We start from the raw sequence: 26525 nt of genomic DNA, 5'->3' as shown, positions 1-26525 counted from the left end.
CGGGTGCTTTTTTTAATCACGATACATCAGTGCAATCAGCCAACTGATGGGCAAAATAAATAAACGCCACCAGGTAATCAAGGGCCAATAAAAATACTCTCCAAATCTCAAGGTGGAGTCGAATCCTTGACGGCGACGTTCATGCGGGTAGGGAATAATGAACACCGTTAAAACCATCAGAATGATGGCTGCCAGTAAAAGCAGGGGATTCTGTTGTTTGGCAAAGAAGAAGTAAAACAAATACAGGGCTGAATAAAAAAACAGACATGCCAATAATGCAGAAATATTCATCACTCACCTTATGGATTTTTTTATTAGAATAATTTTTTGAATAGAGGGCTAAAAAGAAGAACCAGATTAATCTGATTCTTCTTGAATAACTGAATTGGTTTCGATTAGGCGGGTCACCAGCAACTGGTCAATTTTAAAATGATCGACATCCACCACTTCAAACTTATAAGCACCAAATATCACGGCATCTGCAGGACGTGGAATCTTGCGTAATTTATACATCATGAAGCCAGCGATGGTTTCATAGTTCTCATCATCAGGCATTTCATCAATTTCAAGCGCATGCTTGATGTCTTCAATCGGCGTGCTGCCTTCAATCAGCCAGGAATTATTGTCACGTTTAATAATTTGCTGATCGGCTTCAATAGGCGTCACCCAGTCACCCATCACGGTAATCATAATATCAGAAAGGGTAATCACGCCAACGACCAGCGCATATTCATTAATGACGACGGCAAACTTTTCCTTGGTGGAACGGAAACGGTCCAGAACTTCCGATAAGGTCAAAGTGTCAGGAATAGTCAGGACATTACGGATGGTATTTTCATTGAGTTGCAGCAGCGACTGGTTATTCAAAATACGCACCAGAATATCTTTGGCATCGACATAGCCAATCACACTGTCGATGTCATTACTACACACCAGAAACTTGGAATAGGGATATTCCGCCAGCTTTTGCCGAATACTTACTTCCGGTTCATTTAAGGTAAAGAACACCACATTTTCACGTGTGGTCATACTCGAAGGAACGTTACGCTCTTCAAGCTCGAATACATTTTCAATGAAATGATGTTCCTGTTTTTGTAGTACACCGGCCTGTGCACCCGCATCCATCACTGCGGAAATATCATCAAAAGTAATATTGTCATCACGGATGGTATTCACTTTAAACAGACGGAACAGCATGTTAGCAATGGCATTGATAAACCAGGCCAAAGGTTTGCAGACTTTAATGAAAATCTGAATTGGCTCGATGACTGAGACTGCGATCTTTTCTGGCGCAATCATGGCCAGACGCTTCGGCATTAAATCTGCAAATAAAATAAATAAAGAAGTAACGACAGTAAAAGAAAGCACAAAGCTGATATTTTCAGTCCAAGGACCCTGGTAAAAGCGGGAAACAAAATTAAAAATATAAGGACGGAAAGCGCCTTCACCTAAAATACCGCCGAGAATAGCGACTGCATTTAAACCGATTTGAGAGGCTGCGAAGAAGTCAGCAGAATTTTCTTGTAGATCTAAAACTTTTTGAGCGCGATGTTCACCCGATTCAGCCAGAATTTTGAGTTTGACTTTACGGGCACCTGCGAGGGCGATTTCTGTTAAAGATAAAAAACCGGCCCCCGCGATGAGTATTAAGATAATCACGATATTTTGTAAGAGGCTCACAAATCCACCTGTGGATGAATAGTATCTTGGGATATTTTTAACACAAAAAAAGACTTGAGGTGTAAAAACTACCTCTCAAGTCTTCAAAGTATAATCTTAAAAAATAAGAATTTAGAAGAATTTGAGTTTAATAGGGTGAAAATTGAGAATTATTGTTCAGGAATTCACGATTTTCTTCTTCAATCATTTGACGGGCGACATACAGAATCAGCTGACGTAACCAGCGATGTGCAGGATGATGATGCAATAAAGGACACCATGCCATTTTTAATTCAAATTCAGGAATATAAAACGGCGGATCTTTGAGAATTAAATTGTGATTCTTGGCTTGCAAACGTGCAATGCGTGAAGGCAGTGTTGCGACCAGATCGACATTGGCAGCCAATAACCCCGGCATCTGGTAGTGACGGGTAAAGACTGAGATTTTACGTTTCTGGCCAATACGTTCTAAAGCCTGATCGATCCAGCCTAAACCGGCCTGTTTTTCAGGATTTACCCCGAAGCCAACACCCATACCGGTTTTGGAAACCCAGATATGCTGTGCATCCAGGTAACTTTTAAGGTTTAAGTTGCTTGCAGCAGGATGCTTGTTATTTAAAAGGCAAGAAAAGCTGTCACGCCAGACCAAAACCTGATGAAAACTTTGCGGGATTTCATTAAAACGGTTGATTGCCAGATCGACCTTGCCTTGTTCCATGTCACGATATGACACGTCACTTGGCGTCAGGAAGTCTAATACCACGTTCGGTGCTTCTGAACGTAGGGCTTTAACCAGACGTGGAACCAACGTGGCTTCTGCATAATCCGAGGTCATGATCCGGAAGACACGATTTGAGGTATATGGACGGAACTCGGTACGTGGTTCCAGGATCATCGACAGATCAGCGAGCGCATCTCGAATGCGGGGCTGCAATTCTAAGGCACGTTCAGTGGGTGTCATGCCTTCAGAAGAACGAATCAGGAGGGGATCATTAAATAAATTGCGTAATCGGCGTAAGATGTTACTCATGGCAGGCTGGGTAACGCCCAGTTGTTCTGCTGCACGTGTGACATTTTTTTCGCGAAGAAGTACATCAAGATAAATTAATAGATTGAGATCGACCCGCTCCAGATTCATAAAAGAAATACCGAGAATAAATACAAGAAATTATGAAGATTATGCCATAATTGCCGGGCCTTGTGTAAAGCGTCGATGAAAAAAAGCCATGTGCTCACTGATAAAGTTTACAAAATTAACACAGGCTTAAGCTCCATTATTCAAAGTGTACATAAGAGAAAAGATGCACGTTAAATAGAATATCATTTAGCCTTTTTATAGAGGGAAATGAAAACCATCTTTTCGCTTTAAAAGAACATGAGAAAGGCTGTTCTTACGTTCAGTATTTGAGTGAAAAGTACACTAAATCGAGAATTCATCAAGTTGAATAAATCATCAAAGATCAGTATTTTTTAAAGATAAAAGGGCATAAACCCCATATCCAGACTTAAGTCTAATGAATTATTTTTAAGCAACACGTGGAAATTTTATCCATTTTTATTTTTAAATAAATATATATAAAACATAATCTTAATATAATCTATCAAGATTGTACTAAGACTTTGATCTACTCATTTTTTAAATAAATACTGAAGATTCTTGCAGACTATTGGATTAATTTTCATAAGCCCACTAATCTTTAGCTATCCCAACGGATCGTCGAAAATCTGAACAAGTCATTGAGGGTGTGATTTGAGCGGTTCGTTGCAGAAAAATCCTAATATTATTACAGGAATATATCATGACTACATACCAAACAGCGATTGATGCAATCCGCGAATTAAAAGCGAAATTCGGTAACACTTGGGCAGACATCAGTCCTGAAGATGCTGCGCGTATGCAACTTCAAAACCGTTTCAAAACTGGTTTAGACATTGCGAAATATACAGCGGCAATTATGCGTCGTGATATGGCTGCTTATGATGCAGACTCTAGCAAATACACTCAATCACTAGGTTGCTGGCACGGTTTCATCGCGCAACAAAAAATGATTGCGAACAAAAAATACTTCGGTACAACTGAACGTCGCTACATCTACCTTTCTGGTTGGATGGTTGCAGCGCTTCGTTCAGAATTCGGTCCACTTCCTGACCAATCTATGCACGAAAAAACTTCTGTTCCTGCATTGATCGAAGAAATCTACACTTTCTTACGTCAAGCTGATGCGAAAGAATTAAACGACTTGTTCCGTGCACTTAAAAAAGCACAAGAAGCGGGCGACACTGCTAAAGCAGCTGAAATCACTTCACAAATCGACAACTTCCAAACTCACGTTGTGCCAATTATTGCGGACATCGACGCTGGTTTCGGTAACGAAGAAGCGACTTACTTACTTGCTAAGAAAATGATCGAAGCGGGTGCTTGTGCACTACAAATCGAAAACCAGGTTTCTGACGCGAAACAATGTGGTCACCAAGCTGGTAAAGTAACAGTTCCACACGAAGACTTCATCGCGAAAATCCACGCGCTTCGTTATGCATTCCTGGAAATGGGTCTTGACGACGGTATCATCGTTGCACGTACTGACTCTGAAGGTGCTGACTTGACTCAAAAAATCCCAGTGGTTAAAGAGCCAGGCGACATCGCTTCTCAATACATCAGCTACTTAGACACAACTGAAATTGACATTTCAGAAGCGCAAGAAGACGAAATCCTGATCAAGCGTGATGGTAAACTTCACCGTCCTAAACGTCTTGCTTCTGGTCTATACCAGTTCCGTGAAGGCACTCAAATTGACCGCGTTGTACTTGACTGTGTAACTAGCCTACAAAATGGTGCTGACCTTCTTTGGATCGAAACTGCGACGCCTAACGTTGCTGAAATCGCTCACATGGTTAACCGTGTACGTGAAACAGTTCCAAATGCGAAACTTGTTTATAACAACTCGCCTTCGTTCAACTGGACTTTAAACTTCCGTCAACAAGCGTATGACCGTTGGGTTGCTGAAGGTAAAGACGTTTCTGCTTACGACCGTGCTAAGTTAATGAGCGCTGAGTACGATGCAACTGAACTGGCTGCTGAAGCTGACGAAAAAGTTCGTACCTTCCAAGCAGACGCTGCGCGTGAAGCTGGTGTGTTCCATCACTTGATCACACTTCCGACTTACCACACAGCTGCGCTTTCTACTCATGAGCTTGCTCAAGGTTACTTCGGTACTGAAGGTATGTTGGCTTATGTTGCTGGCGTACAACGTAAAGAAATCCGCGGCGGTATCGCATGTGTTAAACACCAAGCAATGGCTGGTTCTGACATCGGTGATGACCACAAAGAAATCTTCGCTGGTGACAATGCATTGAAAGCTGGTGATGATTCTAAAAACACAATGAACCAGTTCAGCGCTTAATTCGCTCAATTGATTCACCAAAAAACCCTGCATCTGCAGGGTTTTTTGTTTGGAAAAATGCTATTGATAAATAGGGAAGAGCAATCTCAAGAACGTGCTCAAGAGGGATTATCCATAATTTCTCCATGATTGGTTTTTATCGCAGTTTTTATGTGTTTAATTCTTGCATTCTAGTGCTATGTCACTGAATATTTGGATATAGCATGCTTATGTTCTGCATCAATTTACCCCTATTTAATTAAAAGTGACCCGGACTTATGCTGTCTAAATTTTTTATCCACCGCCCGATCTTTGCTGGGGTACTGGCGATTGTTGTCATGGCAATCGGCTTGTTCGCAGTGATGAACCTGCCAGTGGAACGTTATCCGGACATTGCCCCGCCAAGGATAACGGTGGCAGCAACTTATAGCGGTGCTTCTGCGGAAACTGTGGAAGAAAGTGTGACTCAAGTGCTGGAACAGCAAATCAAAGGCATTGATCATCTGCTGTATTTCAGTTCGAGTAGTGATTCTTCAGGGCGCAGCCGGGTCAGTATTAGCTTTGAAAATGGCACCGACCCAGATACCGCACAGGTTCAGGTACAAAATGCGATTAATGGGGTACTAAACCGATTACCGGAAGATGTACAACGCCAAGGCGTTAATGTCTTTAAATCGCTCGGTGATACCCATATGGTGATCAGCCTGTATGATGAATCGGGGCGCAGCAACAATATTGAACTTTCCGACTATCTGATGACCCATCTGGAACAGGACATTTCCCGGATTGAAGGCATTGGTGAGGTTGATGTTTTTGGTTCACAATATGCGATGCGGATCTGGCTGAATCCGGTAAAATTAAAACAATATAACTTGATGCCAAGCGATGTGCGTGCTGCGATTGAAGCCCAGAATACTCAGGTCGCTGCTGGTGCGATTGGTGATCTTCCCGCCATAGACGAGCAATACCTGAATGCCAAAGTTACTTCGGGTTCACGGCTAAAAACCGTGGAAGAATTCCAGAATATTATTGTCAAATCGGATCGTGCCGGCAGCTTTATTTATTTGAAAGATATTGCGCGGGTAGAACTGGGTGCTGAAAATTATCAGTCTTATAGTACCAATAATGGTTATCCATCGGCAGGTCTTGGTATTTCGCTGGCGTCAGGTGCCAATGCCATTGCCACCTCTAATCTGATTAAAGCTGAAATTGCCCGTATTTCCCAGCAATTGCCTGAAGGCTATAAAATTGCCTATCCACGTGATAATACGCCTTTTGTACAAGAATCAATTAAAGAAGTGGTCAAAACCCTGATCGAAGCCGTGATTTTGGTCATCATTGTGATGTTCATTTTCTTGCAGAACTGGCGTGCCACCTTGATTCCTACCGTGACTGTTCCGGTAGTGATTTTGGGTACCATGGCGGTGCTGTATGCACTGGGTATGAGTATCAACACCTTAACCTTATTTGCGCTGGTTCTGGCGATCGGTCTGTTGGTGGATGATGCGATTGTTGTGGTGGAAAACGTTGAACGATTGATGCATGAAAAGCAACTGTCCGCCAAAGACGCTGCCCTGGAATCCATGCAGGAAATTAGTGGAGCACTGATCGGAATTACTCTGGTTTTGACCGCAGTCTTTATTCCGATGGCTTTCTTTGGTGGTTCGACTGGCGTGATCTATCGCCAATTTTCTATCACTTTGGTTGCGGCCATGTCGCTGTCCTTAATGGTGGCATTGATTCTAACGCCAGCATTGTGCGCGCTTATTCTAAAACCGAATCCTAAACCGGCAAAATGGGCGTCCTGGTTTAACCAGAAACTGGATCATTTAAAACATCGTTATCTGAATTTGTCTAAACTCACGATTCAGCGTCAGGCAATCTGTTTGCTGCTGTTTGCCGGATTGATCGGTGTGTTTGCGCTGTTCTATCGTGCCTTGCCGACCAGTTTCTTACCGAGTGAGGATCAGGGGATCTTAAGCTTGCAAATCAAATTGCAGGAAGGCGCTCCGATGAAAAATACCATTCAGATCGGTGAAGAAGTCCGTAAGTATTTTCTGGATCAGGAACAAGCTAATGTCAATCTGGTGATGATCCGTTATGGGCGAAATTTCTCTGGAACTGGTCAGAACCTCGCGACCGGTTTTGTAGCGTTGAAACATTGGGATGAGCGTTCCGGTCAGGACAATACTGCACAATCGATTCGTGAACGGGCTTTGAAGCATTTCCAGAGTAATCGCAATGCACAAATTAATGTGTCCATGCCAGCTTCAGTCAATGGTCTGGGACAAACCGATGGTCTGGATTTCTGGATTCGAGATATCAATGGCAATGGCCGGCAATATCTGGAACAGCAATTTAAAGCGCTGGAAGCTCGGGCGGGCAACTATACAAGCTTTGAAAATCTGGGCAAGCGTTCTAATCCTGACAAAGCAGAACTACGTGTCAATATTGATCAGAAACAGGCCATGGCCAACGGCCTGACTCAATCGGCAATCAACAGTACTTTATCCAGTGCTTGGGGCGGCAGTTATATCAATGACTTTATTGATCGCGGCCGGATTAAACGGGTGATTATGCAGGGTGATGCTGAATTCCGCTCTAAGCCGGAAGATCTGGCACAGTGGCATGTACGAAATGACCAAAATCAGATGGTGCCTTTCAGTAACTTCTCGCAAGTGGGCTGGAGTGGTGGTCCTGAAGTGGTCAACCGCTTTATGGGGTATACCGCATTGCAAATGGAAGCCGATCGGGCCAAAGACAGCAGTTCCGGCCAGGCCATGCAAGATGTGGAAGCTTTAATTGCCGAGCAGGAAGGGGTGGATGTGGTCTGGAGCGGTCTTTCTTTCGAGGAAAAACAGTCCAATAATCAGGCGATCTGGCTGTATCTGATTTCAATTGGCTTTATTTTTCTCTGCCTGGCAGCTTTATATGAAAGCTGGAGCATTCCAACCGCCGTGATGTCAGCTATTCCACTCGGAATTGGCGGCAATATTATTTTCAGTTATCTGGCTGGTTTCCCGAATGATATCTATTTCCAGATTGCCTTGCTAACCACCATCGGTCTGTCCTGTAAGAATGCCATTCTGATTGTGGAGTTTGCTTCGTTAGCGCAGCAACAAGGAAAATCGGTAGTAGAAGCGGCACTAGAAGGTGCCTCTTTACGCCTACGTCCAATTTTGATGACTTCTTTGGCTTTTGGCGCAGGGATTTTACCGCTGGTCTTTGCTACAGGCGCAGGTGCGGTGAGTCGTCAGGAAATTGGCGTAAGTGTATTTGGTGGTGTTATTTTTGGAACTTTGCTGGTGCTGATTTTTATTCCATTTATGTATGTTTTAATTCGTCGACTTATCATCAAAAAATCGCGTGCTTAAAACAAAGGAAAACTCTAGAGCTAAAAAATCCTCGTTTATACGGGGATTTTTTTATCCTTAAGATTAATCCAATGGCTGGTTGAGTCTGCAGTATGGTGTGAAAATTGCTATAGAAATCATCTATTCATAGAAGAATGCGTCGTGAGAATGCATCTGATGGGGATTTTTATTCATGTTGTCACGCTTTTTTATTTATCGACCTAAATTTGCAGCCGTGATCGCCATTATCATGATGGTATTAGGAATTTTTGCACTGCAAAAAATTCCGATTGAGCATATGCCGAATATGGATGCACCTGCGTTAGGGGTTTCTGCGGGGTATCGTGGTGCATCTGCGGAAACCGTTGAGCGATCGGTCACGCAAATTTTAGAACAAGCGGTGAAAGGCATTGAAGGTTTGGAAAGCTTTCAGTCCAACAGTAGCGTGGGACGTGCAAATCTGACACTGTCGTTTGAGCAAGGAGTAGATCTCGATCAGGCACTGTTGCAAGTGCAAAATGCGGTCAATGGTGTGCTAAGTCGATTGCCTGAAGAAACCCAGCAAAATGGAGTGGCTGTTTATAAACAAGGTTATGATCAATTTGCATTACTGAGTTTATATGACGAATCAGGGAAGGCGACACCTACAGAGCTTGCTGACTATTTAATGGTGCATGTCGAACCGCGTTTTTCCCGTATTGACGGGATGGGTGAGGGGGAGCTTTATGGCGCAGGCTATGCGATGCGCATTTGGCTCAATCCACATAAACTACGCCAATTTAATCTGATGCCGAGTGATATTCGCAATGCAGTCGAGGCACAAAATGCACCACTTGTGTCTGGTTCTATTGGTGGATTACCGACAGCACAAGATCAATACATGAATGCCAAGGTCAGTGCAGGATCACGTTTAAGTAGCATTGATGAATTTGAAAAAATTATTGTGAAAACAACAGATTCAGGTTCAGTGCTGTACTTGAAAGATGTCGCGCGTGTTGAGTTAGGGGCAGAAAGTTATAACCATTTAAATTATACCAACGGTCATTTATCCGCTGCATTATCGATTCAATTGGCACCACGGAGTAATGCGATTGCGGTTTCAGAGCAGATGCAAACGGTATTGAAAAATGCCCAAGCCAATTTGCCTGCACATTATCAATTGCGTATGACCATGGACAGAACCCCATTTATTACCAGTTCAATTGAACAAGTCGCGAAAACGTTAGTCGAAGCGATGGTACTGGTGGTTTTGGTGATGTTTATCTTCCTGCAAAACTGGCGCGCCACTATTATTCCTGCAGTCACCATTCCGATTGTAGTTTTAGCCACATTTGCAGTGCTGTATGTATTGGGAATGAGCTTGAACAGTTTTACCTTGTTTGCCCTGATTTTGGCGATTGGTCTGTTAGTCGATGATGCCATTGTAGTAGTGGAAAACATTGAACGTTTGATGCATGAAGAACATCTGTATGCTCAGGCTGCAGCTTTAAAGTCAATGAAGGAAATTAGCGGTGCGTTGATCGGGATTACGTTGGTCTTAACTGCTGTATTTATTCCCATGGCATTTTTTGGCAGTATGACAGGAGTCATCTATCGTCAGTTTTCCATCACGTTGGTCGTGGCAATGCTACTTTCTTTATTGGTGGCACTCATCATCACCCCTACATTTGCAGCGCAACTGCTAAAGCGTCAACCACATCAACCGAAATGGGCACAGCGTTTTAATCGTGGCATGGAGAAACTCACCATGCGTTACCAAAAGCTTTCTGCACGTAGCATGCAGTTTAAAATGACGATGCTGGCTTTATTTAGTATATGTGTTTTGGGCTTTGGCTGGCTTTATAAAACCTTGCCCGAAGGGCTGATGCCAACGGAAGATATGGGCTTTGTCATGGGTCAAATTGTGATGCCGGGCAATGCACCACGTTCTGAGATAGAAAAAGTCGGGCGTGAAGTCCAAGACTATTTAATGCAGCATGAATCTGAGCGCATCCAGAGCATTGGGATTTGGTATAGTGGAAACAATGTTGGAGTTGGGCCTTATCGTGGTCAGCTTTTTGTCGTATTAAAGGACTGGGCAGCGCGTAAAAATCCTGAAGATACCGTCTTTGCCATTGTAGATCGTGCACAAAAGCACTTTGCCAATCATGCCAATGCCCAGATTTTCTTTATGGCGCCTTCTATGTCAAGTAATGGACGTGTGGTCGACTTCTGGTTACAAGATCTAGATTCAAGGGGTAGCGAGTTTTTACAGCAATCCTTCTCTGAGATTGAAACCCGTGCCAAAGCAAAATCATCGATTGAATATTTACAACTTGATGTACCCAAAGAAAGTGCCGAGCTGAATATTAAACTGGATATAGAACGTTTACTCAAATATGCCGTACCTCAGCAAAGTTTTAACAGTACGTTGGCTGCGGCTTGGAGTGGTACCTATATCAATGACTTTATTGATCGTGGACAAATCAAACGGGTCATCATGCAAGGCGAAGCGGAGTTCCGTTCTAAACCTGAAGATTTGGCACATTGGCATGTCCGTAATAGCAAAGGCGAAATGTTATCGTTTAATCAATTCACTACGCTGAATTGGCAAGGTGGACCGAATAGTATAAACCGTTATATGGGCTATAACGCCGTGCCTGTGTATGCAGGTATTCCCAAAGATCAATTTTCGAGTCAAACCATGCAAGATATCGAAGCTTTAGTCGATGAACAAGACGGAGTAAATTTGGCCTGGAGTGGAGCCGCACTAGAAGAAAAACGCAGCAGTGGGCAAGCTATTTTCTTGTATCTAATTTCGATTGCCTTTATTTTCTTATGTTTAACGGCACTCTATGAAAGCTGGGCGATTCCTGCTGTGGGGTTGACCGCGATTCCTCTGGGCGTGGGAGGGAGTATTCTATTCTGTGCCTGGTTCGGTTTTGCAAACGATATTTACTTTCATATCGCCTTGCTGACGACTATCGGTCTGTCCTGTAAAAATGCAATTTTGATTGTAGAGTTTGCTGCACAAGCAGAGCGGGCAGGTCATACTCCGGTTCAGGCCGCGATAATGGCTGCGGGCTTACGCTTGCGTCCTATTGTCATGACTTCCATTGCATTTGCAGCGGGTGTATTGCCTTTGATGTTTGCCACGGGCGTCAGTGCAATCAGCCGGCAGGAGATTGGCAGTAGTGTTTTTGGTGGGGTGCTATTTGCTACTGTCCTGGTACTGCTGTTTATTCCCTTTATGTATGTATTGATCCGTAGTCTCATGATTAAAAAAACGGTTTCTCAATCAGTGGTGATAGAGCATCCATCTTTAGAAAGTGAACAAGCCTGACTCAGTCAGGCTTTTTTCTGGCTAAATATCGAGGAATTGATTTATACAAAAAATATCGTCATATTGCAGCATGATCATTAAAATTATTCACATGAAAAATTAGGATACATAGGGATCAGGACAAACCTCTCTTGAATGCCAGACTTTTATAATGAGCTGCTTATGCCGACAATTTCAGAAAAAATCCAGCATATCCAACAACAATTGCATTCTGAAAATCACAACATTGCTGTAGGTTTACTCAGTCAGCTGAATGTCGCCGATCAGGCGCGCATTTTAAGTCGTTTAGATGCTCGGCAACAGGCCCGAATTTTAAGGGAACTGAATGAACCAAGCTTGGTCTATGCTTTTATGCCCCTAGGGCAGCAGTTAAACGTGGCACAGCACTTATCTATTTCAGAACTTGTTCCCATTCTGGATGCAATGCCTTCTGATGATTTTGTCGATATTTATAAGCAGTTTTCGCCGCCGCTACAGCTGCAATTGATGAGCGCATTATCTGAAGAATCCCAGCAGACACTCAAAGATCTGGCCATCTATCCGGAAGGTACAGCGGGTGCCATGATGAGCTCACGTTTTGTGACGCTCTCACCCGATTTAACCATGGGTGAAGCGATACAGGCTTTACGTGTAGTGGCCGCCGGGCAGGAAACCCTGTATCTGATTTATATTGTCGATGCAGAAGAACGGCTGATCGGTGTGATTTCCCTAAGGCAGATCATACAGGCCTTACCTGAGCTGAGCATTGCCGAGGTAATGCAACGCGAAGTGATTTCTGCTCAGGTAACAGATGATCAGGAAATTGTAGCTCGAGCCTTGGCCTATTATGATTTTATTGCTCTGCCTGTGGTTGATGCACAGCAAAAACTCTTAGGAATTGTTACTTATGACGATGCTATGGATATTGTCGAAGCCGAAACCACTGAAGATATTTTAAAGTCGGGTGCAGTAACCCCGTTGACTGAGTTGAGCCTTAAAACTGCCCCGATTTTGACCCTGTATCAGAAGCGGGTCTTTTGGTTGGTCATTCTGGTTTTTGGCAGTCTGCTCTCTGGAGTCGGGATTGCACACTTTGAAGAGATCATTGCCGCACATATCGTGCTGGTATTTTTCTTGCCACTTTTGGTGGGCAGTGGCGGGAATGCCGGTTCGCAATCAGCCACCTTGATGGTGCGTGCCTTGGCCACAGGCAATGTCGAGTTTAAGGACTGGTTTAACCTGCTCAGTCGTGAATCTCTGGTGGCGCTATGCTTAGGCGGCACTATGGCGATTGCGGTATCCATTCTGGGTTATATTCGGGGAGATATTATGGTAGCTGTGGTGCTGGCCATCAGCATGCTCGGGATTGTGTTGATGGGCTGCCTGATCGGCATGAGTCTGCCTTTTATTTTAAATAAACTCAAACTTGATCCTGCCAGTGCTTCGGCGCCGTTGGTGACTTCTATCTGCGATGCTACCGGTGTGATTCTGTATTTATTCGTTGCTTCCAAATTATTGTTTTAATTCACAGATTGATACATCAGCGTAGAAAAAATACTTTATGCTCAAGAAAATCAGCATCATTTCTGGAATAACCTATGCCTGAGCCTGGACAAAAACCAAAACTAAGCCAACAAGAGGTGATACGTCTGGAACGTGATCTGGCCAAGTTTGCCAATATAATGGATTCCGTAGTACGTATTCCGTTTACCAAGCAAGGAGTAGGGGCAGACGCGGCTTTGAGTACGATTCCGGTTGCGGGAGATATTGCCGGTTTTATATTGACCTGTTATGCCATTCATAAGGCCAAACAGATCGGGGTGCCGAGTGCCAAACTCAATCCAGTGATGAAGATGGCGGCGATCGATGCGGTAGTAGGATTTATTCCGGTGGCGGGCACGGTCTTTGATATTTTTATCCGGCCCAGTCGCAAGGCACTCGATGTCGTGCACTTGCATATTCGTGAGGAATATCAGATTAGCAGTGACCGGCATGTGGTGCATCCATTTTTGCATGAAAGTCTGGAGCGCAAACAACAGCAATCTGCATTCTGGCGCAATCCCGTGGTGGCCTGGATCTGGATTCATATCCCCGATATTTTAGGTACTTTATTCCTGATTGTATTTGTCTTCGCGATCGGGTGGGGTGCTATGGCGCTGTATCAATGGTTCAGCCAATGATAGGTCAGCTAAAGAATAATTGAATCCAATAAAAAAAGCCTGCAATTAGCAGGCTTTTTTTGAATCAAAAATAAAGTTTTACTTAAGCACAATCAAGTTGTTGCAATGCAGCGACACGTTGTTCGATGCTTGGATGCGTCTGGAACAATGCAGCAAGGCTAAAGCCTTCTTCTTTACCCGCAGAAATCGCAAATGCTTTCATTTCTTTCGGCATGGCATCTGGCATTTCAGATTCTGCCTGTAAGCGCAGTAATGCTGAAATCATGGCTTGTTTACCTGCCAGACGTGCACCTGCTTCATCAGCACGGTATTCACGGTGACGAGAGAACCACATCACAATCGACGATGCCAAGATACCGAACACGATATCCAGCACAATAGTAATCACGAAATAGGCAATACCCGGGGCTTCACCTTCTTCACGACCAAAGACATTGCGGTCAATAAAATCACCTGCGACACGTGCGAAGAACATCACGAAGGCGTTCACAACACCTTGGATTAGTGCCAGAGTGACCATGTCACCATTGGCGACATGACCAATCTCATGCGCTAATACTGCACGAAGTTCGTCTTTGTTCATACGCTCAAGCAAGCCAGTTGATACCGCAACGAGAGCATCATTTTTGTTCCAGCCGGTGGCAAAGGCATTCGACTGGTAAGAGGGGAAAATACCCACTTCCGGCATTTTAATGCCTGCACGCTGAGAAAGTTGTGCAACTTCTTGGAGCAACCAGGCTTCAGCTTGGTTACGAGGTGCATTCGGGTCAATCAGTTCAGTACCCGTGGTCTTTTTCGCCATCCATTTAGACATGAACAGGGAAATCATTGAGCCGACCATACCGAACACAAAACAGATGACCAACAGGTTGCCTAGATTCAAGCCACCTGCGCCATGGTAACTACCGACACCGAAGAGTGACAAGATAATGCCAGCTACAACCAGTACCGCGAGGTTGGTTAGCAAGAACAAACCAATCCGCATCATTGAGAAATCCTCTTATTACAGAAAAATAATCTGATTATTAAATGTAAATCATTGAAATCAATATGCGGTGAAATCGAGAAGAATTCAAGGAAAAAATAGCATTTGGCTACAAAAAAAACAGGATATTTTTTGTGCAAATTGAAACATAGGTCTTTAAAAACAAAGCTGTTTAGGAGTTATTCACTTAAATATATTTTTGCAGATGCTGACGCATTCGCGGTGGCATATGAGCCTGCCGGTGCATCGGTGAAACTGCCATCCGCTTGAGCAATGATCTGACGCTGATACTTGGCAGCCTGAATATTGGAAGCTGTGGTGGTTTCAATCGAATAATTGTCAGAACTGGCAATCACACGGCCAGTACCAGAAGATGCTGTATAGGTAGAACTAGTATTGCCAATTCCCTGAGCATATAAGTTCTGATAACGGCTGCTGACACGACGGACATAGTCCTGAGTTTCACGAAACGGTGGCACACCCTTATATTTGGCAACATTACCTTCACCGGCATTATAGCCTGCCAGTGCCAAGGTGGTGTTGCCATTAAAACGTTTCAATAACCAGGCCAGATATTTGGCACCTGCCATAATATTCTGCTGCGGGTCATAAGCGTTGCTGACATTAAAACGACGGGCAGTCGCCGGCATGAGTTGCATTAGGCCCTGTGCACCGACTGGAGAGCGTGCCTGTACATTAAAACCGGATTCGGTATGCATCACAGCTTTAATCAAGCCTTCAGACACGCCATAGGTTTGTGCTGCCTGACGGATGATCGAGTCATAGGCATTTTTATTTTTACTATAGCTAGGTAACACGGAAGCTTCACTCGAGCCCCAGTTACTATAACTATGAATATTGCTGTCGGGATAATAAGTTTTCTTTTCTACCTGCAGGTGATTATAGCGACTTTTCTTATTGGTCAATAAAGTACTGCCATTACTGTCGCGTAATTGATAGATCGTTTGACCAGCATAAGCAAAATGACAACAGCTTGCCAATAGCAAACCACTGATCCCATAACGCCCCAAAACATGCACATTTATTTTCATTGTTTATATTAAGTAAACACAAGCGAGAAAAATTTAATAAAGAGTTTAACAAAAAATTACGGAATGAAAAGACTTGTGCGCTGCATTTATAAACGAGTTTGTAAATGCAAGTCATTTTTTACATTTTAGCGATAGAAAAAAAAATATGATTTAATTTAAAACCTTAGGCTTGACAGGGTTAACTAATTGATTTTTATAAATAATTAAATTGATCAAAAAATGATCAATTCAAAGAAAAGCCTTATCTTTTGAGCCGGACAAGTTGTCAAGTCTGTTTCAATCCACAAAGTTATCCACAGCTTTTGTGGACAACTGTGGAAAAGTCCAAAAGATAAGCATCTTGACTAAAAAATGAACGCAATCGTTCAATATATCAATCTAAATAAAACATGAAAATGAAACTAATAAGACATTTTCATGAAAATAAATTCTTTTGATGCGATAGCGGTCCGAATCGGCTAAAATTGCGCGGTATTTTTTTTATGGGTTAATCTCGTCTATGTACTCGCCAGTTGAGTCCGAACAAGGATTTAATTTCAAACCTGAACTGCCAACAAGCTCAGCCTACTACCGTTTGTTGAAGAAGCTTCGCCGCCAGGTCGGACATGCCATTCGTGACTTCAAGATGATTGAAGAAGGCGATAAGGTCATGGTGTGTATTTCTGGTGGTAAAGACAGTTATACCCTGTTGGATATCCTGCTACAGTTCAAGCGCATCGCACCGATCAATTTCGATGTAGTGGCTGTGAATCTGGACCAGAAACAGCCAGGCTTCCCGGAAGATGTATTACCGCGTTATTTAGAAGAAAATAACATTCCGTATTACATTTTGGAAAAAGACACCTACAGCATCACCAAAAAGTTGACGCCTGAAGGTAAAACCTACTGTGCAGTCTGTTCGCGTTTGCGTCGTGGTTCTTTATACGGTTTTGCGCAGGAAATTGGTGCGACCAAGGTTGCCTTAGGCCATCATCGTGATGATATCCTGGCGACTTTCTTCCTAAACCTGTTCCATGGCGGCAGCTTGAAAGCTATGCCACCAAAACTGTTGTCTTCAGACAAAAAGAACATTCTGATTCGTCCACTGGCCTATGTGGAAGAAAAAGACATCATTAAATATGCAGAAATGCGTCAATTTCCAATTATTCCATGTAATTTATGTGGCTCTCAGGACAACCTGCAGCGCGCAATTATCAATGACATGTTACGTGATTGGGATAAAGCACATCCAAAACGTCTGCACAGCATTTTTGGCGCATTGCAAAATGTTTCGCCATCACAGCTAGTCGATCGTGAATTATTTGATTTTGAAGTTCTGGATAGCCAGCGTGAATTCGACTTCAAAGGTGGTGATTCAACTGAAGAAGCGGTGGAAGGCGAGAACCGCCGGATCAATATGGTCAATCTGGGCTTTGCTGCAGAGTAATTTTAGAACGTGTAGACATCAGCCCGCGGGTTGATGTCTGCTTATAAACATAAATAAAAATAGAACTACAAAAATTGAACGGCGCGTACAAAATTCGTTAGCCTTTGCGCTAATGATCATGATATAACAAAGCACAAGCATAATAGCTTCAACATGATGTCGTCTGGATAGTCGACACAAATGAACAAATAATTTGAGGAAAGATCATGCCTGCTTTTTTAACTGATGATTGGTTTTCAACTGTAGAAACTCTAACTGCGCAAGCTGGCGATTTGAATTTGCCACCAGCTTTGGCGAACCTTGCGATTAATTTGGTTGTAGCGGACACTACAGGTAATACTGAACTATCTTTAGATGGTGGGGCAATCAAGAAAGGTTTGTCTTCAAATGCCAAAACCACGCTGAATATGGATGGCGAAACTCTACGTAAAGTTTTCCTGGAATTTGATATGGCTGCTGCGATGCAGGCCTTCATGACCGGCAAAATCAAAGTACAGGGTGATATGTCACAATTGATGGCACTTCAAACTGCAAAGCCAAGTCAGGAACAAAAAGATTTGTTCAAGAAAGTGCTTGAAAATACTACGGCTTAATTCTGCTAAGACATTAGCCTGAATGAAGACCAAAAAAGCTTACCCTGAGGTAAGCTTTTTTTATGGCATTTTGATTAACGCTAAGGTTTCAGCTTAGATATTCATCAATTGTGGTGTGGTCTTGATATGCTCCAGATAAGCACGAATACGGGTCACATATTGTACCGCTTGACGGTAGCGACCATTATTGGCTTTATTTTGATCCAGATAGGCATATAAATTCACCCAGTTATTCGGGTTCTTGCCTTGCGACTGAATGCGCTTTTGCAACTGATTCACTGCACCTGGGCCCATATTATAAGCCACCAGTGCAAACCAGTTTCGATCTGGAAAAGGAATATGATCATAGCGACTAAGCATTTGATCATAATACTTGGCACCACCCTGAATGCTTTGAGCCGGATCAGTACGGTTACTCACGCCCATTGCTTTGGCTGTACTGTTGGTCAGCATCATCAAACCACGCACACCCGTCGGAGAAACTGAATTCGGTTTCAGATAAGATTCCTGATAACCAATGGCCGCCAGTAAATGCCAATCCAGATCATACTGCTGCGCTGTCTGTTTAAAACTCGCTTCATAGATCGGCAGGCGATTGTTCAAATCACGTTGAATGGTGGTCCAGGATTCCTCTTTCACCACATTCTGATTATAAAATGAAGCAAGCTGCTTGATGGCACCACTTTGTTTGCCTTTGCAGACAAAAGCACTGGCCGTCTGGCTCAAAGGATCTGTAGCAGATTTAAACACCAGATTTAAATTGGTATTCAAGCCATTACTTGACAGAATCGATTCATCGCCACAAGTGGCTGAGAACGACGTCAAACGCTTGTTTTCAATGGTGCGTATATCGGTGGTCGTCATAGCCAGATTGGCTTTACCCTGAGCAACCCATTGTAGGGCAGTCTGATTATCAGGAACGATTTTAAAATCGAGCTTTACATTCAGATTGTTGGCATAGTTACGAACCAGATCATAACCGAAGCCATGTAGATGTTGTCCATCCTGGAATACGGTAGTCGGATTTTCAACCGCAACCACGGTCAACTTATTGCTATTGACCACATGATCAAACTGAAGTGTGGTCTTACTTGCATTGATACTGTGTAGGGGAATAAATGCAGTGCTCAGTACAAGTGCTTTCAAAGGGAGAGAAGAAATTACAGATCTTAGGCAAAGCCTCGACCCAGTGGATGAACTACTGTGCATGTTGTCTCCGCTACAAGTAATTTATGCCCTAAAAATCACAGCCAACAAAGCCAGAAATTTTAACAGTTTGATAAATTCAATAAGGGTTGGGCAGTCATGACGTCATTCAAAATGACAAGAGATTTAAAGATAATTATGTAGAAAAACTACATAGATTAAAAAGTAAGCATTTCCGGAAGTTGCTGGCATATTAATGATCTAAAAAACGATTGTCAAATTTTGTACACAAATTATTTTTAAAAATAATTTTAAGATACTGAAATATAAAGTTAATTTTTTTGGAATTTTGCCATTGTGTTAAAATGGTAAATAAAATAAGCTGTTTGTAAGTTAAAACACTGAAAATATGATCAGCAAGACGTATGAAATCCAACTTAATCACCCGTGCTGGACACGATAAATTGGTGGCAGAACTTAAGAATCTCTGGCATGAAGAGCGTCCTGAAATTACCAAAAAAGTGAACTGGGCAGCCAGTCTCGGCGACCGTTCTGAAAACGCAGACTACCAATATAACAAGCAAATTTTGCGTAAAATTGATCGACGGGTCAGGTATCTCGGCAAGCGCCTAGAAGAGCTAAAAATTATAGATTTTTCCCCGGAGCAAGAGGGTAAGGTCTATTTTGGTGCCTGGGTAGAAATTGAAAACGAAGAAGGGGAACAAAAAACTTTACGTATTGTCGGTGTAGATGAAATTTATGATCATCATCCGCAGCATATTTCGATCAGTTCACCGATGGCACGCGCGTTATTAGGCAAGCAGGTCGATGATGAGGCCGAGGTATTGACCCCCTCCGGCAAGAAACTTTGGTTCATCAACTCAATTCGTTATGAAAAGCCAGAAAATTCAGCAGATTAATGTAATTGATTTTATTTTGTGCAGTTGATGCAGTGAAAGCATAAAAATATTTGCCAAGCATGATTTTTGTTTATATCATGTCGGCCATGGAAGCGTGGCAGAGCGGTTTAATGCACCGGTCTTGAAAACCGACGAGGGTGTGAGTCCTCCGTGAGTTCGAATCTCACCGCTTCCGCCAAATTTTAAAAACCCAGTCAATTTGACTGGGTTTTTTTATGTCTGAATATTTTTTCAGTTGTTGATCCGCTTGATGCTGAATGTGGTTATTTCTCTCATTATTCTCTACTGAGTTAAATACAACTCAAGATCATTTCAAGATTCAAATCTTTGAATGAAAATGCCCAGGTTGGCTTTGATTTCGGATGATTTTTAGCTGAATAAGCCGCTTTTTATAGAAGTTTCGCTAAATTTTATTGCCAAAAATCTAATTTATTTATATGATGGCGGCCAAGGAAGCGTGGCAGAGCGGTTTAATGCACCGGTCTTGAAAACCGACGAGGGTGTGAGTCCTCCGTGAGTTCGAATCTCACCGCTTCCGCCAAATTTTTAAAACCCCAGTCGAAAGATTGGGGTTTTTCTTTTTAGGCTGCAGATCTTGAATATTAAATTCTTCAGTCCTTAACTTAATTCATAAAATCTTGAAAAATGGACGTATCGGCCAAATATAGAGTCAGAGGCGTCAACGCGCTATCATACGCCCAAGCATCATATGGATCTCATTATGAAAATTGTCGCAGATGAAAATCTGGCATATACCGATTATTTCTTTTCCGAATTTGGTGATATTCAACATCGTGCAGGGCGAACCTTAAGTGCAGATGATGTCAAAGATGCCGACAGCCTGTTGGTACGTTCAGTGACTCAGGTCAATGAAGCACTGCTACAGAATAGTTCGATTAAATTTGTGGGCAGTGCCACCATTGGTACAGATCATTTGGATATTGCTGCATTAGAACAACATGGGATTCAGTGGAGTAATGCGGCCGGCTGTAATGCGCAAGCGGTGGCTGAATATGTCATTACCGCATTATTGCAGGTACGTCTTGAATTACTCGATGCCAATGCGACATTTACCTTGGGTATTGTCGGTTTGGGTAATGTCGGAACCCGTCTGGCTTATATGGCGAAACTTTTGGGCTGGCGTGTGATCGGTTGCGATCCTTTTGTGCAAAGAGAGCAGGTTGATCAAGTCGAATTTCATGAATTGCTGCAACAAGCAGATGCAATTTCGATTCATGTTCCTTTAACCAAAACAGGCGCATATCCAACCTATCATTTATTTAATGCTACTGCATTGGCAAAAATGCAGCCTGACGCGATCTTGATTAATTCAGCACGTGGGCCAGTCATTGAAGAGGCCGCGCTAATCCAGGATATACAGGCGACACACCGAACAGTGATTTTGGATGTCTTTGAACACGAACCGCTGATTTCAGCAGAACTGCTGGATCTGGTGACTTTGGTCACTCCGCATATTGCCGGCTATAGCCTGGAAGGCAAGGCACGTGGTACTCAGATGATTTATGAGGCTTTTTGTCAAACTTTCGGTTTTGCAGCCAGTAAACAGTTTGAAACGCAGCTGCCTGTCTGTGAGCAGTTTTTTCAGGGGCAGGATTTAAAAATGGCATTGCAACAGCATTTATCCCAAATTTATGACATTGCTCGTGATGATGCCAATCTACGCGCCTGTCTCAAAGAAGGCAAAATCGATCAGCAGGCATTTGATCATTTACGTAAAACTTATCCGCTGCGTCGTGAGTGGGCAGCTCATGGTGGGCCGAAGGCATGACGATGACTTATCACCCCACTTGTGACCTTCAAGCCATGCACGCGCGGGCAACCTTATATCGCCAAATCCGTCAGTTTTTTGCTGAGCGCGATGTCTTAGAGGTTGAAACACCGATTTTATCTCAAGCCGGTGTGACCGATGTGCATTTGACTTCGGTACAGGCCCAGCGTCATGTGCTGGGTAAAGCGCATACCGATTATTTGCAGACCTCACCCGAATTTGCCATGAAGCGCTTACTGGCTAGTGGTTCTGGGCCCATTTACCAGATCTGTAAAGTCTTCCGTGATGATGAGCATGGGCGTAAGCATAATAGCGAATTCACCATGCTGGAGTGGTATCGCCCGGGATTTAGCTTAAAAGATTTAATGTTTGAAGTATCGGATCTGTTGAATGTGACCTTGAAAGCACGTTTTGGTGAAATCCGTCCGACTATTCTGAGTTATAAACACGCTTTTATGGATCGTCTGTATCTCAATCCGCTTCAGGCAACTTTGCAAGAACTGAAAGACTGCTGCCGCCGCGTCGGTCTCAATCTGGATCTGGGAAATGACCGTCTTGGCTATATCGACCTGTTATTTTCACATATGGTTGAACCGAGTCTGGGTTTTGATACTGCAGTATTCCTGACCGATTTTCCACCTGAAATGGCCTCTCTGGCGAAAACCCGAATAGATGAAGATGGTGAACTGGTCGCTGCGCGTTTTGAGCTGTATATCGAAGGTTTGGAATTGGCCAATGCTTATGATGAGCTGATTGATGCCGACGTATTGCGTTCGCGCTTTGAGGCAGATAATGCTGAACGAGCCAAACTTGGCTTGCATGTCATGCCCATCGATGAATATTTACTGGCGGCTTTACCGAAGATGCCGGAATGTTCAGGAATTGCTTTGGGAATTGACCGTTTGTTGATGATTGCAACTAATCAAATGAAACTGGAGCAAGTGATCAGCTTTCCGGCAGATATTTCCTGATGGTACTGATTCAATATTTCTTAATTCCTTTTGTGATAAAGAGAAACTAAGCCATTAAAAAAGCACCCGAAGGTGCTTTTTTATTATTCAATCGCTACGGTTTGTTGCGCTTTGAGCTGACCAAGTGCCTGAATCCGTCGTTCAATCAGCATTTCGCCAATATCCGGACCCTGAATATCGGCAGGAAGGTCTTGTGCCTTGATGGCGCGTACTGTCTGCATGGCATCGAGGACATATTGTGCTTGTGGATAAGCCCGATCTTCCAGACCTAGACGGCCACGTGAATCACATTCACAAGCCTGGACGAAAGCTTCGACACGTTCAGGGCGACGTAACACATCCAGACGTTGCAATAATCGCCATAAGGTTCCCGGCTTAAGATTAAATGCCTGATGGCATTTCAGATGCTCTTTACATACCGCCAAAGCCAGCTGCTTGGTATACGTCGGCACTTTTAAGCGGTCACATAGTTCATTTACTGGCTTGATGCCACGCTCTTCATGCATGATATGTCGCGGTAATTCTTCAAGCGGCGTTAAAGCTTTTCCTAAGTCATGCACTAAAACGGCAAAACGTACATCCAGACTATAGTTTTGACGACACGCCTGCTGCAAGGACATCATCGTGTGAATGCCACAGTCAATTTCTGGATGATATTCAGGGCGTTGTGGAATGCCATATAAGGCGTCAATCTCAGGGAATAGCACCTTTAAAGCACCACATTGACGTAATACTTCAAAATACACATCAGCATGGCGTTCAGATAATGCACGCGAAGTTTCTTTCCATACACGTTCCGGTGTCAATGCATTTAATTCACCCGATTCAGTCAAGCGCTGCATTAACGCCAAAGTTTCATCGGCAATCACAAAACCTGCACTGGTATAACGGGCAGCAAAACGGGCAATGCGTAGCACGCGTAATGGATCTTCGACAAATGCATCGGAAACATGACGTAGAATCCGGTTTTCCAGATCCTGTTGACCACCATAAGGATCATAAACCTGGCCGGCATCATCCATGGCCATGGCATTAATGGTCAGATCGCGACGAATCAAATCTTGCTCCAGTGTAACGCTGACATCGGTATGAAACTCAAAACCATGATAACCGGTGCCAGATTTACGTTCGGTACGCGCCAGTGCATATTCTTCTTTTGTTTGGGGATGTAGAAAAACAGGGAAATCTTTGCCTACGGGCTGATAGCCTAAGTCAAGCATTTGCGCGGGAGTTGCACCAACGACCACATAATCTTTTTCGTGATAGGGGTGTCCGAGCAAATGATCTCGAACTGCGCCGCCTACTAAATAAACTTGCATGAAAAAACCTCTATTCTTACAAGCATCATGCTACAGAATAGAGGTTTTCTCAAGTTAAGAAACGAGGCTGATGCGTCGTTATCTTGTCATTGGCTTAAAGTGCATCTTGTTCCGCTTGCTGGATTTCTGCAACAGTGAGTGCGGTCATGTTGATTACACGACGCGTAGTCGCAGTCGGCGTCAAAATGTGCACAGGTTTCGCAGCACCCAACAGAATTGGACCAATCGTTACGTTGTTGCCTGAAGTTGCCTTTAACAGGTTAAACGAGATATTGGCAGCATCCAGATTCGGCATGATCAGCAAGTTTGCAGAGCCTTTGAAACGTGAATTCGGGAATGCAAACTGACGAATGTTCTCATCCAGTGCAGCATCACCGTGCATTTCACCTTCAACTTCCAGCTCAGGCGCGATTTCAGACAGGATGTCATACACCTTACGCATTTTTTGCGCGCTGGCATCATGCTGGTCTGAACCAAAACTTGAGTGAGACAGCAGGGCAATACGTGGTGTCATACCAAAACGGCGAACTTCTTCAGCGGCCAGAATGGTCATTTCAGCCAGCTGTTCAGCCGTTGGGTTGGTATTGACATAGGTATCAGCAATGAACAGGTTGCGGTCTTCAAGCATCAAGGCATTCAGGGTAAAGAAAGTGTTATGACCATCTTTCTTGCCAATGATGTTGCTAACGAAGTCCAGGTGAATATCGTAGCTTGAATACGTACCACACAGCATACCGTCTGCCATGCCATGTTTCACGAGCATCGCTGCGATCAGGGTAGAGCGGCGACGTGCTTCACGCTGTGCATATTCAGGCGTTACACCCTTACGCTGCATGATGTTGTAGTAATCATCTGCAAACATTTCATAGTTCGGGTTCTTTTCCTGATCAACAATCGTGATATTCACGCCATCTTCAAGACGTAGGCCCAACTTTTTGATGTTGGCTTCAATTACAGCTGGACGACCCACTAAAATTGGAATTGCCAAACCATCATCTACCGCGATTTGAACTGCGCGAAGTACACGCAGGTCTTCACCTTCCGCATAGGCAATACGTTTAGGATCAGATTTAGCCTGTTCAAAAATTGGTTTCATCATGAATGCAGAGTTGTAGACAAACTCAGACAAACGTTGACGATAATGCGAGAAATCTGTGATTGGACGTGTTGCCACGCCCGAATCCATGGCTGCTTGTGCAACAGCAGGGGCAATCTCTAGGATCAAGCGTTGATCCAGTGGACCCGGAATCAGGTATTCACGGCCAAATGATGCCGATTTTTCACCATAAGTCGCCGCATCAGCTTCAACGTGTGCCATACGCGCGATCGCGTGGACACAGGCAATTTTCATTTCTTCGTTAATGGTGGTTGCGCCAACGTCCAGCGCACCACGGAAGATGTACGGGAAGCACAGTGCGTTATTCACCTGGTTCGGATAGTCAGAACGACCAGTCGCCATGATCACGTCATCACGAACTTCATGCGCATGTTCAGGCAGAATTTCTGGATCCGGGTTCGCCAAGGCAAAGATGATCGGATCTTCAGCCATGACCTTGACCATTTCTTTGGTCAAAATGCCCGCAGCAGAAAGACCAAGGAACATGTCTGCACCTGAAATCACGTCACCAAGCTGAGTAGCTTCAATGTCTTGTACATAGGCTTTCTTAGATTCATCCAGGCCTTCGCGATGTGTAGTCAGCAGACCGCGTGAATCGGCAACGATGATGTTCTCTTTTTTAGCACCCAGAGCGCAAAGCAGATTTAAACAAGACAGTGCAGCAGCACCCGCGCCTGAAGCCACGATCTTGATGTCTTCAATTTTTTTACCGTTGATTTGTAACGCGTTGAGGAGCGCAGAACCGACAATAATCGAAGTACCGTGCTGATCATCATGGAATACTGGAATATTCATGCGTTCACGCAATTTTTGCTCGATATAGAAACACTCTGGCGCCTTGATATCTTCAAGGTTAATCCCGCCGAAAGTCGGTTCTAATGCAGCGACAATATCCACAATCTTGTCTGGATCATTTTCAGCAATTTCGATATCGAATACATCAACGCCAGCGAATTTTTTGAATAATACGCCTTTACCTTCCATCACTGGTTTAGAAGCCAAAGGACCAATATTACCCAGGCCAAGCACGGCAGTACCGTTGGTCACGACAGCAACCAGGTTGCCACGAGCCGTATACAATGCAGCAGTTGAAGGATCGCGTTCAATCTCAAGACATGGTGCAGCTACGCCAGGCGAGTAAGCAAGGGCCAAGTCACGTTGGTTGACCAATTGTTTGCTTGGTGTAACGCTGATTTTCCCCGGGGTAGGAAACTCGTGATAGTAAAGGGCCTGTTGCTTTAAAGATTGTTCGTCCATCAGTCTCTCGATCGTTGTAAAGATTACCCGGTCAGCGGGCAAAGAATTTATTTATGTTCCTGAATATACCATTTGTT

Annotated in this window: 18 protein-coding genes and 2 tRNA genes; 12 read left to right on the top strand and 8 right to left on the bottom strand. The window is 43.7% G+C overall.

Annotated features, from left to right (window positions below):
* Positions 1-12: 12 nt before the first annotated feature.
* The 3 genes from FTV08_RS00945 to FTV08_RS00935 form a co-directional block, all read right to left on the bottom strand.
* Complete coding sequence (locus FTV08_RS00945) at positions 13-291, bottom strand: hypothetical protein (protein ID WP_180086290.1); 279 nt, start codon at positions 289-291, stop codon at positions 13-15.
* Positions 292-357: 66 nt separating this feature from the next.
* Positions 358-1680, bottom strand: a complete 1323-nt coding sequence (locus tag FTV08_RS00940; protein WP_005265856.1) for a hemolysin family protein — start codon at positions 1678-1680, stop codon at positions 358-360.
* 127 nt (positions 1681-1807) lie between these two features.
* The gene (locus tag FTV08_RS00935; protein ID WP_180086288.1) at positions 1808-2797 is read right to left on the bottom strand and encodes a LysR family transcriptional regulator; all 990 of its coding nucleotides are present in this window, start codon (positions 2795-2797) and stop codon (positions 1808-1810) included.
* 661 nt (positions 2798-3458) lie between these two features.
* Between FTV08_RS00935 and FTV08_RS00930 the strand changes: the two genes are divergently transcribed.
* The 5 genes from FTV08_RS00930 to FTV08_RS00910 all read left to right on the top strand — a co-directional run bounded on the left by FTV08_RS00930 (position 3459) and on the right by FTV08_RS00910 (position 13873).
* Positions 3459-5060 (top strand): isocitrate lyase, encoded by a 1602-nt coding sequence (locus FTV08_RS00930; RefSeq protein ID WP_004280550.1) that lies wholly within the window; start codon positions 3459-3461, stop codon positions 5058-5060.
* Positions 5061-5317: 257 nt separating this feature from the next.
* Positions 5318-8413: a multidrug efflux RND transporter permease subunit gene (locus tag FTV08_RS00925; RefSeq protein ID WP_180086286.1), complete on the top strand. Its 3096-nt coding sequence runs from the start codon at positions 5318-5320 to the stop codon at positions 8411-8413.
* 172 nt (positions 8414-8585) lie between these two features.
* Positions 8586-11714, top strand: coding sequence for an efflux RND transporter permease subunit (locus FTV08_RS00920; RefSeq protein WP_180086284.1), 3129 nt, complete (start codon positions 8586-8588; stop codon positions 11712-11714).
* Between the two features lie 162 nt (positions 11715-11876).
* Positions 11877-13217 (top strand): magnesium transporter, encoded by a 1341-nt coding sequence (gene mgtE, locus FTV08_RS00915; protein ID WP_180086282.1) that lies wholly within the window; start codon positions 11877-11879, stop codon positions 13215-13217.
* Positions 13218-13291: 74 nt separating this feature from the next.
* Positions 13292-13873 carry a DUF4112 domain-containing protein gene (locus tag FTV08_RS00910; protein ID WP_180086280.1) on the top strand — a complete coding sequence of 194 codons (582 nt, stop codon included), beginning with the start codon at positions 13292-13294 and terminating at the stop codon, positions 13871-13873.
* Positions 13874-13955: 82 nt separating this feature from the next.
* Here FTV08_RS00910 and htpX read toward each other — a convergent pair whose 3' ends face one another.
* Both htpX and FTV08_RS00900 read right to left on the bottom strand, forming a co-directional pair.
* The gene (htpX, locus tag FTV08_RS00905; protein ID WP_004280540.1) at positions 13956-14861 is read right to left on the bottom strand and encodes a protease HtpX; all 906 of its coding nucleotides are present in this window, start codon (positions 14859-14861) and stop codon (positions 13956-13958) included.
* A gap of 176 nt (positions 14862-15037) precedes the next feature.
* Positions 15038-15910 carry a lytic transglycosylase domain-containing protein gene (locus tag FTV08_RS00900; RefSeq protein WP_180037120.1) on the bottom strand — a complete coding sequence of 291 codons (873 nt, stop codon included), beginning with the start codon at positions 15908-15910 and terminating at the stop codon, positions 15038-15040.
* 499 nt (positions 15911-16409) lie between these two features.
* Between FTV08_RS00900 and ttcA the strand changes: the two genes are divergently transcribed.
* Together ttcA and FTV08_RS00890 are read left to right on the top strand one after the other, a co-directional pair.
* Positions 16410-17336 carry a tRNA 2-thiocytidine(32) synthetase TtcA gene (ttcA, locus tag FTV08_RS00895; RefSeq protein WP_044109423.1) on the top strand — a complete coding sequence of 309 codons (927 nt, stop codon included), beginning with the start codon at positions 16410-16412 and terminating at the stop codon, positions 17334-17336.
* 206 nt (positions 17337-17542) lie between these two features.
* Positions 17543-17929: an SCP2 sterol-binding domain-containing protein gene (locus FTV08_RS00890; RefSeq protein ID WP_004280536.1), complete on the top strand. Its 387-nt coding sequence runs from the start codon at positions 17543-17545 to the stop codon at positions 17927-17929.
* A gap of 93 nt (positions 17930-18022) precedes the next feature.
* On the opposite strand, the gene FTV08_RS00885 is transcribed toward FTV08_RS00890, so the two are convergent.
* A complete protein-coding gene (locus tag FTV08_RS00885; protein WP_044109420.1) occupies positions 18023-19138 on the bottom strand; it encodes a transglycosylase SLT domain-containing protein in 1116 nt (371 codons plus the stop codon).
* A 362-nt stretch (positions 19139-19500) separates the two neighbouring features.
* Between FTV08_RS00885 and greB the strand changes: the two genes are divergently transcribed.
* The 5 genes from greB to epmA all read left to right on the top strand — a co-directional run bounded on the left by greB (position 19501) and on the right by epmA (position 22755).
* Positions 19501-19995: a transcription elongation factor GreB gene (gene greB, locus FTV08_RS00880; protein WP_005103930.1), complete on the top strand. Its 495-nt coding sequence runs from the start codon at positions 19501-19503 to the stop codon at positions 19993-19995.
* 88 nt (positions 19996-20083) lie between these two features.
* A tRNA-Ser gene (locus FTV08_RS00875) sits at positions 20084-20173 on the top strand.
* Positions 20174-20446: 273 nt separating this feature from the next.
* Positions 20447-20536: transfer RNA gene (locus FTV08_RS00870), tRNA-Ser, on the top strand.
* A gap of 180 nt (positions 20537-20716) precedes the next feature.
* Positions 20717-21784, top strand: coding sequence for a 4-phosphoerythronate dehydrogenase (locus tag FTV08_RS00865; protein WP_129716735.1), 1068 nt, complete (start codon positions 20717-20719; stop codon positions 21782-21784).
* Entirely contained in the window at positions 21781-22755 is a 975-nt protein-coding gene (epmA, locus tag FTV08_RS00860) for an EF-P lysine aminoacylase EpmA (RefSeq protein WP_180086278.1), read from the top strand. The genes FTV08_RS00865 and epmA overlap by 4 nt, the downstream gene beginning before the upstream one ends.
* An 83-nt stretch (positions 22756-22838) precedes the next feature.
* On the opposite strand, the gene FTV08_RS00855 is transcribed toward epmA, so the two are convergent.
* Both FTV08_RS00855 and FTV08_RS00850 read right to left on the bottom strand, forming a co-directional pair.
* A complete protein-coding gene (locus FTV08_RS00855; protein WP_180086276.1) occupies positions 22839-24074 on the bottom strand; it encodes a multifunctional CCA addition/repair protein in 1236 nt (411 codons plus the stop codon).
* Positions 24075-24168: 94 nt separating this feature from the next.
* Positions 24169-26448 carry an NADP-dependent malic enzyme gene (locus FTV08_RS00850; protein WP_004645736.1) on the bottom strand — a complete coding sequence of 760 codons (2280 nt, stop codon included), beginning with the start codon at positions 26446-26448 and terminating at the stop codon, positions 24169-24171.
* Positions 26449-26525 lie beyond the last annotated feature (77 nt).

It is taken from the genome of Acinetobacter sp. YH12226, from assembly GCF_013417805.1.
Lineage (GTDB): Bacteria > Pseudomonadota > Gammaproteobacteria > Pseudomonadales > Moraxellaceae > Acinetobacter.
Note: the sequence above shows the minus strand (reverse complement) of the source record. Positions and strands in the feature narration are given on the sequence as shown.